The 17,001-nt window shown below is 49.1% G+C and carries 15 protein-coding genes and 2 tRNA genes; 8 read left to right on the forward strand and 9 right to left on the reverse strand.

Going from position 1 to position 17,001, the window contains the following annotated elements; translation table 11 throughout:
- The 5 genes from AC6R1O_RS15545 to AC6R1O_RS15565 all read right to left on the reverse strand — a co-directional run.
- A partial coding sequence (locus AC6R1O_RS15545) for an ABC transporter permease (RefSeq protein WP_500657339.1) occupies positions 1-945 on the reverse strand: 945 nt, incomplete at its 3' end.
- A 2-nt stretch (positions 946-947) separates the two neighbouring features.
- Positions 948-1,664, reverse strand: coding sequence for an ABC transporter ATP-binding protein (locus AC6R1O_RS15550; RefSeq protein WP_334552662.1), 717 nt, complete (start codon positions 1,662-1,664; stop codon positions 948-950).
- Between the two features lie 130 nt (positions 1,665-1,794).
- Positions 1,795-1,977, reverse strand: coding sequence for a diguanylate cyclase (locus AC6R1O_RS15555; protein WP_500657340.1), 183 nt, complete (start codon positions 1,975-1,977; stop codon positions 1,795-1,797).
- Between the two features lie 262 nt (positions 1,978-2,239).
- A tRNA-Ser gene (locus AC6R1O_RS15560) sits at positions 2,240-2,330 on the reverse strand.
- 75 nt (positions 2,331-2,405) lie between these two features.
- Positions 2,406-3,116, reverse strand: coding sequence for an oligogalacturonate-specific porin KdgM family protein (locus AC6R1O_RS15565; RefSeq protein ID WP_500632242.1), 711 nt, complete (start codon positions 3,114-3,116; stop codon positions 2,406-2,408).
- 627 nt (positions 3,117-3,743) lie between these two features.
- On the opposite strand from AC6R1O_RS15565, the gene AC6R1O_RS15570 reads away from it, so the two are divergent.
- The 5 genes from AC6R1O_RS15570 to AC6R1O_RS15590 all read left to right on the forward strand — a co-directional run bounded on the left by AC6R1O_RS15570 (position 3,744) and on the right by AC6R1O_RS15590 (position 9,745).
- A complete protein-coding gene (locus tag AC6R1O_RS15570; RefSeq protein WP_334552657.1) occupies positions 3,744-4,628 on the forward strand; it encodes a carbohydrate ABC transporter permease in 885 nt (294 codons plus the stop codon).
- A 2-nt stretch (positions 4,629-4,630) separates the two neighbouring features.
- Positions 4,631-5,530, forward strand: coding sequence for a carbohydrate ABC transporter permease (locus tag AC6R1O_RS15575; RefSeq protein WP_334552655.1), 900 nt, complete (start codon positions 4,631-4,633; stop codon positions 5,528-5,530).
- Between the two features lie 15 nt (positions 5,531-5,545).
- A complete protein-coding gene (locus AC6R1O_RS15580; protein WP_500632241.1) occupies positions 5,546-6,682 on the forward strand; it encodes an ABC transporter ATP-binding protein in 1,137 nt (378 codons plus the stop codon).
- A 17-nt stretch (positions 6,683-6,699) separates the two neighbouring features.
- Positions 6,700-7,983, forward strand: coding sequence for an ABC transporter substrate-binding protein (locus AC6R1O_RS15585; RefSeq protein WP_500657341.1), 1,284 nt, complete (start codon positions 6,700-6,702; stop codon positions 7,981-7,983).
- A gap of 94 nt (positions 7,984-8,077) precedes the next feature.
- Positions 8,078-9,745: a pectate lyase gene (locus tag AC6R1O_RS15590; RefSeq protein ID WP_500657342.1), complete on the forward strand. Its 1,668-nt coding sequence runs from the start codon at positions 8,078-8,080 to the stop codon at positions 9,743-9,745.
- Positions 9,746-9,767: 22 nt separating this feature from the next.
- Here the strand turns inward: AC6R1O_RS15590 and AC6R1O_RS15595 are convergent, their stop codons facing one another.
- The 4 genes from AC6R1O_RS15595 to AC6R1O_RS15610 form a co-directional block, all read right to left on the reverse strand.
- On the reverse strand, positions 9,768-10,769 hold the full coding sequence (locus AC6R1O_RS15595) for a pectinesterase family protein (protein WP_500657343.1): 1,002 nt from the start codon (positions 10,767-10,769) through the stop codon (positions 9,768-9,770).
- A 118-nt stretch (positions 10,770-10,887) separates the two neighbouring features.
- Positions 10,888-10,964 (reverse strand) — tRNA-Pro (locus AC6R1O_RS15600).
- Positions 10,965-11,015: 51 nt separating this feature from the next.
- Positions 11,016-12,827, reverse strand: coding sequence for a DUF3413 domain-containing protein (locus tag AC6R1O_RS15605; protein WP_500632237.1), 1,812 nt, complete (start codon positions 12,825-12,827; stop codon positions 11,016-11,018).
- 28 nt (positions 12,828-12,855) lie between these two features.
- Positions 12,856-13,080 (reverse strand): YejL family protein, encoded by a 225-nt coding sequence (locus AC6R1O_RS15610; RefSeq protein ID WP_334552646.1) that lies wholly within the window; start codon positions 13,078-13,080, stop codon positions 12,856-12,858.
- Between the two features lie 83 nt (positions 13,081-13,163).
- Here AC6R1O_RS15610 and yejK point away from each other — a divergent pair, with 83 nt between their 5' ends.
- The 3 genes from yejK (at position 13,164) to asd (ending at position 16,991) form a co-directional block, all read left to right on the forward strand.
- Positions 13,164-14,162, forward strand: coding sequence for a nucleoid-associated protein YejK (gene yejK, locus AC6R1O_RS15615; RefSeq protein ID WP_487901073.1), 999 nt, complete (start codon positions 13,164-13,166; stop codon positions 14,160-14,162).
- Positions 14,163-14,341: 179 nt separating this feature from the next.
- A complete protein-coding gene (locus AC6R1O_RS15620) occupies positions 14,342-15,556 on the forward strand; it encodes an Hpt domain-containing protein (protein WP_500632236.1) in 1,215 nt (404 codons plus the stop codon).
- 322 nt (positions 15,557-15,878) lie between these two features.
- Positions 15,879-16,991, forward strand: a complete 1,113-nt coding sequence (asd, locus tag AC6R1O_RS15625) for an aspartate-semialdehyde dehydrogenase (protein ID WP_334552638.1) — start codon at positions 15,879-15,881, stop codon at positions 16,989-16,991.
- Positions 16,992-17,001: the final 10 nt, after the last annotated feature.

The following is a 17,001-nucleotide window of genomic DNA, read 5'->3' on the forward strand; positions in this document are numbered from 1 at the left end:
CAACTCGGCGATGTCGTCCACTTGGTATTGCTCAAGGAGATCGCGTTTGAGTTTTTCAAAGGCAGGGTCAGCGGCGTTGTGTCCGTCGCCAAGCTGACGCAGCTCCTCAATCACGCCAAAATCTGTCTCCAATTTGCCCATCGCCGGCGCCAGTGTGGCGGCACTTGAACTGGCAATGCGTGGCATCAACACAGCAAATACTACCCATAGGATAATCAATATGGCGAAGCTGGCGTGACTGCGTTGACTCATGCTCGAGACCCACAGCACCAGCGCGCTCCAAATGACGATGTAGCCAAGGTAACCGGCGATAAAGGCGCTGCTGGTCAAGATACTTTCACCCTCGCCAATGGCGAGCAGACTCGCAACAATCAAGGGTAATAACATGACGACTCCGGCCAAGACCAGTGCCAGGAACTTACCACTCAGCAGTTGACGGGCGTTCACCCCTTGCGTGATGAGTACGGTCAAGGTACCGGCCTCTTTTTCCCGCGTGACGCAGCTGTAACCGACCAAAACAATCAGCAGTGGCAACAGCACCTGGACCAAAAAGGCAGGAGACAGAGAACTAAAGCGTGTCATGCCGCTAGACTGGTTTTGCTCAGCGAACATCGCGGTGTTTTGGCGGTGGCCCTCAAGAAAAATCGCATGGCCCGTGTACGCATCAACGCCAGGATCCAGTGCACTCAATGGCGTGGGATTACGAAACACGTAGTGACCGTAATGGACCATTCGATGTGGATGACGGTCAGGTTGGGCCATAAATTGGGATTCAGAGTACTGCTGAAGTTGGCGACGCTCAGCATCGGCGTGTTGTGTCTCAACATGATTGACCACCACAGATGCCAGAGTGAGTAATACGCCGATCACCAGCACCGTAGCGGCAACTTTGCTGCGACGCCAAAAACGCCACTCATCGAACAGAATAAGGGAGAGAGTTTTCATGCTTAGCCCCTTTGTGCGAACGCGGCGTGGACTTGCTCGGTGTCGATGCTGCCTTGTTCTGATCGCTCAAATAGACCGACAATGCGTCCTTTGTCTAATAGGCCGATTCGGTCGGCCACTTGGCATGCGCCGTAGACATCGTGGGTGACCATAAACACCGTCGTGCCTTGTTTAGCAAGCGCACTGATCAACTGGTTGAACTCGTCAATGGCTCTTGGATCTAGGCCTGATGTTGGCTCATCAAGAAACAGCACGGGCGCTTCACGCAGCAGCGCGAGGGCGATCGCGGTTTTTTGTCGCATTCCTTTGGAATAGCTGGAGAGACGTTGATGCCAGGCATTGGGCTGGAGCGCCACTTGTGCAAGAGCTTGTTCCACCTCAGGACGTGAGCGAGTGACGCCCGAGAGAGACAAAAAGTAGTCGATGTTTTCAAGGCCGCTTAAATGCCCATACAGCATGACGGATTCAGGCAAGTAAGCGACTTTACTACGAATCTCATCAATATGAGTGGTGGTTGAGAGACCGAGTACCTCGGCATGGCCTGATGATGGCGTGACGGTGCCTAAAAAGGTTTTGAGCGTTGTTGATTTGCCGGCGCCATTGCCACCGAGCAAAGCAAAGACTTCTCCTTGTTGGACGCTAAAGTGAACATCATTGAGAACCGGGTTGTGTGCGAACTCGACGCACAGAGCGTTGGCGACGACCACGGGTTGTGTCATGGGAGTTTTCCAAGTTGGTTAATGAGAACTGGTCGCAAATGTTATGTTGTAACGTATTTGCGATCAAGTGGATTAAATCCACATTTTCATCGCTGTTTATCGACTCTAGGGGGATCGTGGCGCGAAGCCATCAGTCAGAGGCGAGCACGACGCGGTTACGTCCGTGGTCTTTGGCTTGATAGAGCGCATGGTCAGCGCGTGATAGAAGGGTATTGATGTCATCGCCATTGTGGTATCTGGCGACACCGATACTGATGGTCAATGCGGGAATGTCGGTGAAGGAGAAGGTCGCGACGACATCACGTAGTCGCACAACTTTTCCTATCTTGCTTGTAAATCGCGCTAGCGAGCTGAGCATTTCGTTTGGTATCTAATCGACGATATTTAGTGAAAAGAGAGAGACGAATTTCTCTTGGATAACCCAAAGAAGCTTGCAGGGGAGTTGGAGTGGAAATACGCGTATAAAACACGTTATTGCTTAGCTTTATCAAATACATATGTATCACCTGTGTGTATTAGGTGACATTTGATTGCTTGAAAACGAGAAAGCCCTTGATAAATCAAGGGCTTGAATGTGGCGGAGAGATAGGGATTTGAACCCTAGATACGCTATTAACGTATGCCGGTTTTCAAGACCGGTGCTTTCAACCACTCAGCCATCTCTCCGTGTGAGGCGCATAGTATAGGGGTTGGTTGGGCTTGTAAACCCCTATAAAAACTGTTTGCTTTATTTGTGAGCGGTTAGAACGAGTATTTCACACCAACACGGAAACGAGGCTCGTAAGAGTCTTTACCGTCTCTTGCGTCATCGGTGTTTTGTGCGACCATACCGAGCTCACCAAATGGGCGCCAGCCGTGATCAAAGCCTGAGTACTCACCTGTAAAGTTCACTAGGTTGAGATAGTTGTTGTCGCCTTTGTAGCCTTTGCTGTCCGATTGTTCGAATTTACCTTCGATATCGATACCAAAGCCAAAGTCGCCCATTTTGTAGCCAGACGTGAGGTTCAACTGGTTGTAGTGGCTTGAATCACTGCTTTTTGATTCGTTTTTGTAACCGTAACGGTAGCGAAGTGCGACGTTCCAATCACTGGTAATCTTTTGTGTACCGCGTAGATCGAATTTATGTGTTGCGGCAGAAGAGCTTGCGTCAATGGCGTAGGCAGGCTGTAACGTAAAGCTATCGGTGACTTTGTAGTTGTAGCTGACTTTGGTCTCATGGCCCACGTCTTTCAGTTTAGACAGGTCGAAGCTGTCATCGCCGTAACCCCATTTTACTTCTGCGCTCAAGCCAATACCGTTGTCGAATCCATGCGAAATGGCGAGTCGGTCACGATGTCTCGCGTCCATATCGCCTTCAGAAGCAATGTACTCATGACGTAGGTTCAGTGTCGTTGCATTCACTGCTGTTGCGGTTAGGCCAAGTAGGATGGCGGTGGTTAGGATCTTCTTCATCTAGAAACGCCTTTGTAGCTGTAGTTTTGATGGCGGCTAATGTAGTGATCTTTCTTAATAAAATGAACATTAAAATACTCAAATCGTGATCAATGAAACGATGTTTTATTTTGATGGGAATAACGTTTAAATTTTGTAAATTATTCGATGTTTTTCTTTTGTTATTTATTTTTATGCTCTAAAAATAAAATCATTCATCATCCCGATGTATCCTTTTCCTTGTGTTATTTTATTTATTTGATTTGAATCAATTTTATCCTTACCAAATCAGTTTCTGATGATTTTTTAGGATTAATAATCCATATTTTCTATTTTATGTGGCTTTTGTCTCTGATTTTTCGCTGTGGTTAGCGTCTTTTTGGACAGTTATTCTGATGTGTGAGATTGGCGCTTAGGTACCGTTTTTTGTAAAAATTTACAGTTCGCTCGTTTTAAAGAAATGAAAATAGAACCGCGTTTCACATTTTTTGTGTGTATATCATTAAAAATGTTATTTAAGATCACAATTACATTTTTTCGACGTGAAATCCCTCACAGAGTTGCGTTAAATGAATAGTGAAGCCAGCAGGCGTATTGCTAAGGGAAGTGTCTAACCGGCTGGCATATAACTCTAAAGAGGACGAGAAAATGTATGAAAATCGTAAGCTTGGATTGGCGTACCTGTCTCCCTATATCATCGGGTTGATAGTGTTTACCGCCTTTCCATTTGTGTCATCATTTTTGATGAGCTTCACCGATTACGATCTCATGAATTCGCCTGAATTCGTTGGGATTGAGAACTATCGGTACATGCTCACTGAAGATGATGTGTTCTGGAAGTCAATGAGCGTTACATTCTTGTACGTTTTCTTGACCATCCCAGTCAAACTGGCGTTCGCGTTGTTCATAGCTTTTATCCTGAATTTTAAACTCAAAGGAATTGGCTTTTTCAGAACCGCGTACTACATCCCTTCCATTCTAGGTTCAAGTATCGCTATTGCCGTACTGTGGCGCGCGTTGTTCGCTATAGACGGTGTGCTCAATGGTGCGCTTGGCTTCTTTGGTGTGGAGCCTATCAGCTGGTTAGGTGAACCGGCATTTGCACTCTTCTCCATCACTTTGCTACGTGCTTGGCAGTTTGGTTCTGCGATGGTTATTTTCCTCGCGGCGCTACAAAACGTGCCTCAGTCTCAATACGAGGCGGCGTTGATTGATGGTGCGAGCAAATGGCAAATGTTCTTGAAAGTGACGGTGCCACTGATCACGCCGGTTATCTTCTTTAACTTCATTATGCAAACCACTCAGGCGTTCCAAGAGTTTACCGCTCCGTACGTGATTACCGGTGGCGGACCAATGAAGTCCACTTATTTAATCTCTCTCTACATCTACGAAACCGCGTTCAAGTTCTTTGACATGGGTTACGGCAGTGCTTTGGCTTGGTCATTGTTTGTTGTTGTGGCCATCTTTACGGGCATTACGTTCCGTTCATCGAAGTACTGGGTCTTCTACTCTGGCGATAAGGGAGGGAAATAATCATGTCAGTTATTACGGTTGAAAATCAAGCGGTTGACAATGGTGCAGAGAATGCACGCACGATTCGCCGCGAAAAAATCAATGCCTTTATTCGCTATGTTGTGTTGATTGGTGTGGGCTTTTTGATGCTCTACCCACTGCTGTGGATGTTCACGGCAGCCATGAAGCCCAACCATGAAATTTTCTCGTCGATGAGCCTTATCCCCTCTGAATGGAGTCTGGAAGGGTTTATCAATGGCTGGAAAACAGGGACTGAATTTACCTTCGGTCACTACATCTTAAACACGTTCTATTATGTGCTACCAAAAGTATTCTTTACGGTTGTCTCTTCGACCATCGTGGCCTACGGCTTCGCTCGATTTGACATCCCGTGGAAGAAGTTCTGGTTTGCGACATTGATTGCGACCGTGTTACTCCCTCAATCGGTTCTGCTTATTCCTCAATACGTGATGTTCCGTGAGATGGGTCTGCTCGATAGCTACTTACCGCTGTACTTGCCTTTGGCATTTGCAACGCAAGGCTTCTTCGTTTTCATGTTGGTTCAGTTCCTTCGCGGCGTACCAACAGATATGGAAGAGGCAGCGATGATCGATGGCTGTAATTCACTTCAGGTACTTTGGCATGTTGTCGTACCGGTGATTCGTCCTGCGATTATCTCGGTAGCGCTGTTCCAGTTCATGTGGTCGGTTAACGATTTCTTGGGTCCACTGATTTATGTCTCAAGTGTCGAAAAATACCCGATTGCACTGGCTCTGAAGATGTCAATTGACGTCACTGAAGGGGCGAAGTGGAACGAAATTCTAGCAATGGCTTCTATCGCCATCATCCCATCCATCGTGGTGTTCTTCATGTCTCAAAAATACTTTGTTGAAGGCGTCACCAGTAGCGGTATTAAAGGTTAATTTGGAGTAAGAACAATGGCTGAAGTGAAATTTAAAAAGCTAGAGAAAGTATATTCAAACGGTTTCAAGGCGGTACACGGTGTCGACTTGACCATCAAAGACGGTGAGTTCCTCGTCATCGTTGGGCCATCTGGCTGCGCGAAATCAACCACGCTACGTATGTTGGCGGGCTTGGAAAACATCACCGGTGGTGAAGTCACCATTGGCGGCAAAGTGGTCAACAACTTGGCACCCAAAGATCGCGGCATTGCGATGGTGTTCCAAAACTACGCCCTTTACCCACACATGACAGTAAAAGAGAACTTGGGTTTTGGTCTTAAGTTGCAAAAGCTGCCCAAAGACGAAATCGAAGCGCGCGTTAATGAAGCAGCCAAAATCTTGGAGATTGAAGAGTTGCTCGACCGCTTACCGCGTCAGTTGTCAGGGGGCCAAGCACAGCGTGTGGCAGTAGGCCGCGCTATCGTGAAAAAGCCGGACGTATTCTTGTTTGACGAGCCACTGTCAAACCTAGATGCCAAGCTTCGCGCGTCAATGCGTGTGCGCATCTCGGATCTGCACCGTCACCTTAAGAAAGAGGGCAGCTCTGCGACGGCGGTTTACGTGACGCACGACCAAACCGAAGCAATGACCATGGGCGATCGCATCTGTGTGATGAAGCTGGGTGAGATCATGCAAGTCGATACACCGGATGAGCTCTACAACAACCCCGTCAATATGTTTGTGGCTGGCTTTATCGGTGCACCTGAGATGAACTTACGTGATGTTCAACTGCACGATGAAGAAGATGGCTTGTACGTGGCGATAGGCGACCAGCGTTTGAAACTACCACAAGCGAAAGCGGAGCAAATTCGCTCACACAAATGTGAGAAAGCGGTGCTCGGTATTCGCCCAGACAGTATTACCTTGCAGATGGCTGAAGATGATGCTCTACCGACGATCACAGGCGATGTGGTGCGTATGGAGAACATGGGCCATGAGGTGTTTGTGTACTTTAGAGTGAATAATCAAGAATTTACCGCTCGTGTGCCGATTGACGATGTGAAAGACAAGCTGGGCATGGAAACGCGCAGTAACGTCAAATTCGTTGTTGATATGCAAAAAGCGCACATCTTTAACAAAGAAACTGAACAGAACATTTCTTTATTACGATAATAATTGGAGAAACATCCATGAACAAAAAGGTACTGACTACTCTTATCGCGTCGGCGATTGCCGCCACCTCTGCACCGTCTTTTGCTGACGTTGAACTGCGTATGTCTTGGTGGGGCGGTAACTCACGCCACCAAGCGACGTTGGAAGCGATTGAGAAGTTCCAACAAAAATACCCAGACATCAAGGTCAAAGCAGAATACACAGGTTGGGATGGTCACTTGTCTCGCTTGACCACACAGATCGCGGGTAACACTGAACCTGATGTGATGCAAACCAACTGGAACTGGCTGCCTATCTTCTCTCGTGATGGCGGTGGTTTCTACGACATGAGCCAAAAGGCGGATGCGCTGCACATTGCGAACTTCCCGAAAACTGCGATGGACATGACCACAGTTAACGGAAAAATCAACGGCTTACCAGTCAGTATGACGTCCCGCGTGTTCTACTACAACAAGCAGAAGTGGGAGCAAGCTGGGGTGGATTACCCAACTAACTGGGACGAGTTGATGGCCGCGGGTAAAGCGTTTGAGAAAAACCTCGGCGCGGATCACTACCCACTGGTTATTGAAGCGCGCGACGTATTTGCGATGAACCGCTCTTACATGCTGCAAACCACGGGTAAAGACATCATCAGCGCTGAGACCAACATGCTCAACTACGAGCAAAAAGAGATGGAAGCCTTCTTCCAGCTTTATGTGGATCAGGTGAGCAATCACGTCTTCCCATCAACCAAAGAGTTCGCTTCGTACGGTAAAGGCAACTTGTATGAAATGCGCCCTTGGATTGACGGTCGCTTCGGTGGTCTATACATGTGGGATACAGCTATCGCGAAATACACCGCCAACCTTGATCCTTCAATGACACTGGAGCTAGCGCCTTACCCAATGGCGCCGGGTGCAACTGACTCAGGTCTGTTGGCGCGTCCTTCGATGATGTTCTCGATTGGTCGTAACACTAAGCACCCAGAAGAAGCAGCGAAATTGGTCGACTTCTTGCTAAACGATCCTGTGGGTGTTGAGGCGCTAGGTCTCGCTCGTGGTATTCCATTGAGCACCGCTGGTCTTACAACGTTGGATGCCAAAGGCGAAATCGACCAAGAAAGCTTGTCTTACCTAGGTTACTTGCAAGCGCAATCGTTGCCAAAAGAAGTGCTGCCAACCACGTACACAGACAACGCTCAGTTGATGGAACTGTTTAGTGAAGTGATGCAAAAACTGGATTACGGCCAAACCGATGCCTCTGGTGCTGCCAAAGAGTTCCTACGTCGCGGCGACCGCATCTTGAAACGCATGGCGAAGTAATCGCTGAGTAGGGCGCGAAGTCAGATGGCTTCGCGCCTTTTTTCTTTTGGTCAACTTTTTCGGTTAATAAGGACCTGTCTATTAAGGATTCTCTATGACGGACACTGCCAATCGTCGCACCTTTCGCCCCTATATTGATCTGTTTTATGCCCGTAGCGTAGAACTAGGGAAGCACCCCCAGACGGGCCTGATGGCTGACGGCCTGGATGTCACCACCTTACAGCCTGTGATGTGGACCTACCCCGACGGGCGCCAAGCCCCAATGAGCAACTTTGCCAGCCAACAAAATCTGATGCGCGGATACATCGGCTACAGCATGCTCACCGGTGATAATCACTACTTTACGCACGCCAGCGAACTGAGCGAAAGCATCTTGACCCGTTACCACGACAAACCTAGTGGATTACTGCATTGGGGAGGGCATCGATTTGTCGATTGGGCCAGTGGTGCCATCGAAGGCCCGGCAAGCAAAGAGTGTGTCCACGAACTTAAAAACCACTTCCCATTTTACGATTTGATGTATCAGACCGAGCCGGCGGTGACTGAGCGCTATTTGAGTGGTTTTTGGGCGTCACACGTGATGGATTGGGACAAATGCGATCTCACGCGACATGGCGAATATGGCCGAGAGCAACCGGAATCGATATTTTCCCGCCATACGCCTAAAGACGCCGTTGATGCGAGCGCATGGCCTACGTTGCCGGAAACGGTCGGGCTGACGTTTGTTAATGCCTCAACCGATCTGATTTACGCCGCGTGTCACGCCTATCGCTACACGCACGACCAAGCGGCGCTGACTTGGGCTAAGCACCTCTATCGACAATTTGTGCTCGCCCGTCATCCAAAGACCCGTATGCCGGTCTATCAATTCTCTTCACCCTTGCAGCGAGAGCCTGTGCCTGAGGATGATCGTTTGACCTACTCTTGGTTTGGCGATCGCGCGCGGCGTCAATTCGGACCTGAGTTTGGCCCTATTGCGCTTGAAGCCAATGCGCTGTTTCGTGATTGCTGGGCGCTGGTGGTGGATAATCCGCTGGCTCTGTTAGCTTGCCCTGAAGTGTGTGAAGACAAAGAGTGGCTTGGCTGGATCATTGATGGCATTGAGGGCTACTTTACTCACGCTTGGGATGAGGCAACCAATCAAATGAAGCCGTGCTGGGCTGATGGGACCGACTTAACGGGCTATCAGTTTGTGCGAGATGGCTATTATGGCGACAAAGGCACCACTTTAGCGCGTCGTGATGCCGATCCTGCCTACTTATTGACGCTGACGCGCGCCTATCGAGCCAGCCAAAACGAGCGTGTTGAGCGCCTATTAAAACGCATGCTGACGCGCTTTGAACTCGCCCGTTTTGAGTCCTCAGCAGGGCCCTTGATTGAGGTAGCTAGCGAGACGTCACTCTGTTCGAGCTACTTGCTATTGGCGCTGATAGAGATGCACCACATCGACGGCGATCATCGTTGGTTGACGTTAGCAGACAGCGCGGCAACGCAACTGATTGAGCAGCATTGGCACAGCGAAAGTGGCTTGTTTGTTGCCAATAAAGCGGTCAAGTACGCCCGTTTTGACGACCCGATTCCCTATGCGCTGCTTTGTCTTGAAGCGGCGCATCAGGGGATTTACGATGAACTGCCTACTTTGGTTTCAAGCGGTGGCTACTTGCATGGCGATCGTCAAATGGGTGATCAGGTGCACGTCGTCTATGACCGAGATGTCATCTATGGTGAGCGTCACAATGAGATGGCGATGACGGCGCAATAACCGTCAATCTTGCAGCCCTTCGTTAGCTGAAGGGCTGCTGCGGTTTCCAGCCAAGTTCGCTGTGCTCGTCAATCTCACGCTGTTGCTGCGGCAGTGCGTGAGCGCCTTCACCTCGATTACCTACCAATTCAAATCGACTTTGCTCTGGGGTAAACCACACTCGCTTGCCGTCTCGACCGCGGCCACTCATGGATGTCCAATCGCTGACATGTTCGCCAAGTTCACACTCTACGTAGGCACAATGCCCAATAGCATTCGGGTCGGCGTAATGGCCATCAGAGAAGTGGGTGGTGGGGTGCCAAGGGCGGCCGAGTGCATAGCTGCCTTTGGGGACGTCAGCTTCGGCATCGATAACGCAGCGGTAGAAGACCAAACCCAGGGGTACACAATGAGGTGTGCTCGGCGCAGCGATGTAACCCCATAGCGCGTCCTTGGGTCTGTCACTTCTGGCGCGGCAAGTGATTTGGCACTGTTCAAATAAAGCGCTGCCGCGACCAAAGATAAAATCAATGCAGCCTAAAATATGACATGTTGAGAAGTAGCTGCGTCCTGCGCTCACGTACAGGGTGTCGTGATAACTATCGAGTATCAGATCGTGGCCAATGAAATAGTCAGCGTGATGGCCAACCAATAGGGCGACGGATTGGGTGTGCGTGAGTTTACTGGGATCACTATCGTTTTTCGCTTGGTTGGCAATAAAGTCGAACGAGTTGCGAATCGTGAGATGAGCCAATGTGCAGTGCTGGTTATCGACGATGATGACGCGGCTACCGTAGGTGCCGCCTATAGAGCCATCGTCCAACACCATTTGATTGGCGATCTTACTGTCGATCACGGTTTCACGTGCGCATTCACCGACTAGCGATACATTGGCGCGTGCAATCGTCAGCCGCTCTGAGTAGTGGCCTTTGCGAATAAAAATCCGGTAGGGAGCATCATTTTCGGGGGCGGCCTCGATTGCCGCTTGAATAGAGGTAAAATCAGCGCTACCTGCGCTATCGACGATGGCATGGTATTGAGTCATAGCAAATCCATAAAATGAACCATTGGTTTATTTTATGGATTTTGATACTGAGGTTCTGTGATGCGTCGCCGTATAAACGAGAAAGGGCTCATCCGAAGATGAGCCCTTTAGGGATAAATGGTCGGACTGACTGGATTTGAACCAGCGACCCCTGACACCCCATGACAGTGCGCTACCAAGCTGCGCTACAGTCCGATTCGCTTAATTTACCATATTCAACGTAAGCGTCAATTATAACATTATGATTTAGTTGCTCTTTGTATAAAATCTCTGCAATTCGGTTAAACCTTGCATTAACACCGGCAGTGTAGGGTTGTCGTCTTGTAATCGCTGGTAGTTTGCATCGTACAATTTGTAGTTGCCGAACTTGTCGATCACCGTGGTGTTTTTGTTGGTAATCAGGGCTAACTCACGCGAATCACCGGCTAAAATCCATTTGCGAGAACGCTCATCAAACAAATTGCGACCACTGCTAAAGTCACTTGGGTTTGACGATACCCCTAACATGTCTTGCAGCAGCGTCACCGAGAAGTCGAGGTGGCTGGTGCGGTGAGTAAAGGTGGCCGCGACCTTACCTGGCCAATGGATCACCATCGGCACCTGAAGTTGGTATCGGCTGTAATTACTGTTCGCGCCCCAACTGTTGGTCTGGGTTTCATTGAACTCTGCGCCGTGGTTTGAGGTGATCACCACAATGGTGTCTTCCTCGAGACCTAGGGTATCGAGCGCGTCAATCAGCAGCGCGACTTGTTTGTCGGCGTGCTGAACGGATTTGTGGTAACCGGCGATGAGCTTTTCCGTCGAGGTTTGTTTGTCGTTGTTGTCACTGCTGTAAGCACTGAAGTTTTCGACAGGGGTGAGCTCAACGTAGCTAAACCAAGGTGACTTTTTCTGCTCTTGTACCCAAGTTGCCCATGCGTTAATGGTTTGCTCTTCGGCAGAGTGATCAGAATCGAAGGCAACGCCGTGGAAGTTCATACCGCGGAAAACGGTTTCGCCGTACAGCGCATCATCGAAGTTATCACTACTGAATAGGCCAAATTGGTACTCTTTGTCGACCAACGTATCAATCACAATCGGCTTGGAACCCTGCGCTTTAATGCTGCTGGCGTAGCTACTCGGTAGACCATAAAACAGACCAAACACACCAAAGGTGTCATTACTTGAGCTGTAGTGATTGGTAAAGTTCAGGTTTTGCGCGGCGAATTGCGCCGTCGCTGGCATCAACTGCTCATTCAAAGCATCGCCTCTGAGGTTGTTGACGCTCACCACCAATACGTTCAACTGGTTGGCGCGGCGATTGAACTCCAGTGGCTCAAGCGGGTAGCTGACCAGTTGGTTGCTGGTTTGGTTGTTCTCTAGGCGTTTGAGATATTGCTCTCGGTCCAGTAAGCCGTGTTTCTCCATAAAGGATTTAGCGGTCATCGGGTAGGAGAGCGGGAAGTTCGCGCGTTGAGAGGTGATCGGATTGTAGAAATACGCATCCGCCCACACATAAATTAAGTGGCTAGTGATGAAGCTGATAAAGAACAGCGCCGAAATTGGGCGGCCGACGTGCTTATGAGAGAGTTTACGCTGCTTGCGCCACACCCATTCAGATAACGCCAATTGGAGCAAAAAGATGAGCGGTAACACCACAAACAAATGTTGCAAATCGGCACTGAGGGCAGAGGAGCTGTCATCGTTGAACAGCACTTCCCACACCACGGGCGTTAAATGCAAATTGATGGTCTGGTACGCTTGAGTGTCAATCAGCAATACGGTGAGTCCCACCGTTGCAAAACAGACCGCCACCAGGCGGAACAGTTTGCGTGACGGAAGGACAAACGTCAGCGGAAAGAGAACAAGGAGATACAGGGCAAATACGAGGAAGCCAAAATGCCCGACCCAAGAAACGGCCAGATAAAATTGACCGAGCAAAGTCTCAGGCCATGGTGATTGAGTGATATAACGGGTACCAATCAACATCGCAGCGATGATGTTGAAAAACGCAAACCAGTGACCCCAGCCGACGAGACGCGATACGCGCTCACCATATGTATTTCCGTTATCTACCATGTATCTTTATCTATTATCCGTTTATTTTTTAATGGCTTTTTTCTTCGATAGAAGAAATCAACGCCTGAGCAAATTTTTCAGCAATTGCTTTGCGTTGTGAAGGCGCAACATCCTGATTTAAGACATTGGTTGCGATATTTCCTGCGATCATAAGCGCCAGTTCTGGACCCGCGGCATGTTTGTCTAGGATAGCAGCCACTTCAGTTAAGATCTGTTCTACTTTCTCGTCGCTGTATTTAGATGTAATCGGCATAAAGACTCTAATGATGATAGTAAAGCGGCTTATGATACCCTACAATGCGATGCAACTGAAACCTACCCAGCGATAAAAATCACATGAGTTTGCACCTCTCTCACGTAATCTTACATCAACTTCAGAAAAATGATTCCGACGAGCTCATCGTCAATTACCGCAGTGCTTCTCTTGCCAATGATGCGTCGACAGAAAACCTCGTCGCAGAGCTGCATCGCGTGTTTCATTCTAAAGCGGGAAAAGGCTTTGGCTGCTTCAAATCAGACAGCGAATTTCAGCACTGGTTGCATGAACTGCGTAAAGGGGAGCGCGATTTTTACGACTTCTCACAAGTCAGCGCCAAGCGCTTAAAAGATGAGTTAGCGAAATACCCCTTTGCCGATGAAGGCATCTTGGTGATTGCACAGTATCAATCACTCGCGACTGATTACTTGTTTGTCGCCATCATTCCGTCTAATCAGAGCTTAAAGGTCACCGAAGGGCTGGACATTAGCGCCACCGATTATCTCGATCTTGGCAAAATGGACATTGCCGCGCGTATCGACTTGACGGCTTATGAGACCGATAAAGAGTCCAACCGCTATCTTGCCTACATCAAAGGGCGAGTAGGGCGCAAAGTGGCAGACTTCTTCTTGGACTTCCTGCAGGCAGAGGTCGGGCTCGACAGCAAGCAGCAAAACCAAGTGTTGATGCAGGCTGTGGATGATTTCTGTGCTGATTCCAAGTTAGAAAAAGACGAAGTACTGAGTTTTAAAAAGCAAGTGGCGGATTACTGCAGCGAGCAAATTAAAGCCGGCGATGAAGTCTACGTGAAAGAGTTGTCTGGTGAGTTGTCCCCCTCGCATGATGGCACAAGCTTTTTGGATTACACCCAAGAGCAAGGCTACCAACTTGAGGAGAGTTTCCCAGGAGATAGAACCGCAGTTCGTAAGCTGACCAAGTACGTTGGCGCTGGCGGTGGCCTGAGTATTAACTTCGACAGTTTGCTGCTTGGCGAGCGTATTTTCTATGACCCGGAAACCGACACCCTGACCATCAAAGGCACACCGCCGAACTTGCGCGAGCAACTCAATCGCAAATGATGCATCGGTAAAGAGCAGAGCTTAGCTCAATCCCTATCTATGAGCCCGCGTATGTCGCGGGCTTTTTGTTGCGTTGTGCCACAGACAAGAGGAAAGAGCGAGTGCAAAGCCGCTTTCTTCAGCAGAATGTAAAAAATCGGTATATGATTGTATTTACGGACATTGTTTAGGGCATACACATGGATAGTAGCAGGCTCAGGCTAGGTGGGATGGTCGTCTTACTGTGGATTGCAGTAACAGCAATTTTAGTGAGCAACTATCGAGTCCTGGGCGAATCTCATCAGCGGATCACCGAATTGCGTAACGCGGTTGAAGAGCTGCGTAGCACCTTTCACCTCTCCTCCGCGTATCGGCCAGAAGCGACGGATCAGCAAGAGCTGAATCTGCAACTGATTTATGCGCTGCAATTGCAGATTGAAGCCAATTATGAGCAAAGTTGGTACTCCCCTGATGTTAGCCAACTGCTTTTTTCACTGGATAAATACATTGCACAAGCGAAAGCCTACCTCGACAACGACCTCCTTATTCAAGAGCTGATTGAAACCATCAAGCAAGCGAGGGGCAAACAGGCCGATTCGCCACTGTTGACGCAAACCTACTACCGGTTGAGTGCGTTGGTGCTTGAAGAAGTGTTTGGTACGCATGACGATAGCCCACGTCTATCGCGTGAAATGGACAGTATTTATGTTTGGTCAACGGAACTAGAGGGCACACAGCAACAAGAATTGCAGCGTGTACTCGCGTTGGTGGCTCAGGTGTTGGGGACGTACGCGAAAGGTCTGCACTTGGTTGAAGGGCTGGTCGGGCATGATGTCAATATTCAAATTGCTTCCTTGGGCGAGGCGTACCACCAAAGCTTGGAGCGTCATGTGCAGCTTGGATTAGTCAGTTCAGCTCTCGCCATCACGGCGCTGGTTTTACTAGTGATGAGCGCACGAACGGCGGCGCGTTCACGTTTAGCGTCAAATGAGCCGATGGTTGATCATCACAACAGGGTTGAGGTTGACAAAAAAGACAATGAACTCGAGGAAGTAGAGAGTCCTATGGAACCAGAGCCGATTATCGATACACAAGCTATGTTGAGCTCGCTCAATGGTGATACAGAGTCAGTATGCATGCTGCTGGAAGTATTTGTGGAAGATCATCAAGATGACGTCAGTACCATTGAACGGTTGATTGTTGAATCCCCCGAGACTGCACTGCGCAAAGCGCACAGTTTAAAAGGTGTGGGGGGAAACTTAGGTGCGCCGCTACTCAAACAAGCCGCTGCTCACGTTGAAAAAGCGATCAAAGAGACGCAAACCGACCTGTCTGATGAGCTCAACGAGCTACAGCATGTCCTTGGCCAGGCGATTGACGAGGCGAAACAGTTCTTAAAAGCGAATCAGCTTTAATTGAGAGCGATGAGTCAACAAAAATGGCCATTCCAAGTGGTGTCCTTAGCGATGGAAAAGATCATACGTCAATCAGAAGCCCCGTGTTAAGTTTGGTTCTGACTTGTCGACTACTTCCCCCGTAGATGCTTTGTTTTCTTTCTGTTCGGTTTGAACGATCAGTAGTGTCGTCGTTGAGAAAAAGTGAGAAAACAGTCAGCTAACGCGATTCTAGCGCTTAGCGAGACAAAACTTACAAAAATATGGCATTTTTTGCTTGAGATTTTGAGCTGAACATTGAAAGATGAGTGATTCCTTTTTTAGATTACATGGAGAGTTGAGAATGAGAGTAGGTTTAGTCGGTTGGCGTGGCATGGTAGGTTCTGTCCTCATGCAGCGCATGGTGGAAGAGAAAGATTTTGATCTCATTGAACCGGTTTTTTACAGCACTTCTCAAGTCGGCATCCCAGCTCCAAACTTTGGTAAAGACGCGGGTTTGCTGCAAGATGCGTTCGATCTAGAGAGCCTAAAACAGCTTGATGCCGTCATTACTTGTCAAGGTGGCAGCTACACGGAAGAAGTGTATCCGAAACTGCGCCAAGCAGGTTGGAAAGGCTACTGGATTGATGCAGCCTCAACACTGCGTATGGCTCAAGATTCAATCATCACGTTGGATCCGGTCAACTTGGCGCAAATCCAACAAGGTATCCACGCGGGCACCAACACGTTTGTTGGTGGTAACTGCACGGTAAGCTTGATGTTGATGGGCTTAGGTGGCTTGTTCGAAAAAGGGCTGGTGGAGTGGACCAGCGCGATGACGTATCAAGCGGCGTCTGGTGCGGGTGCGCAAAACATGCGTGAGCTTATCTCGCAAATGGGCGTGATCAACGACTCAGTGAGCTCAGAGCTGGCCAACCCTGCAAGCTCCATTCTGGATATCGACCAAAAAGTGGCGGATACCATGCGCAGCGATTCGTTCCCAACGGATAAGTTTGGCGTGCCGCTTGCGGGCTCATTGATACCTTGGATCGATGTGAAACGCGACAATGGTCAGAGCAAAGAAGAGTGGAAAGCGGGTGTCGAAGCGAACAAGATCCTAGGTTTCCAAGCGTCACCTGTTCCTATTGATGGCACATGTGTTCGTATCGGTGCGATGCGTTGTCACTCACAAGCGTTGACCATCAAGCTCAAACAAAACGTGCCGATGGATGAGATTGAAGAGATCATCGCCACGCACAATGACTGGGTGAAAGTGATCCCGAATGACCGTGATATCACGGCAAAAGAGCTGACTCCAGCGAAAGTGACGGGTACCTTATCGATTCCTGTCGGCCGTCTACGTAAGATGGCAATGGGTGATGACTTCCTCAACGCATTCACCGTCGGTGACCAGCTGCTATGGGGCGCGGCAGAGCCGTTGCGTCGTACGTTGCGTATCATTCTAGCGGAGAAATAAACCCTCAAAC

Source organism: Vibrio sp. R11-SG3-ISO3-SZ (assembly GCF_059834345.1).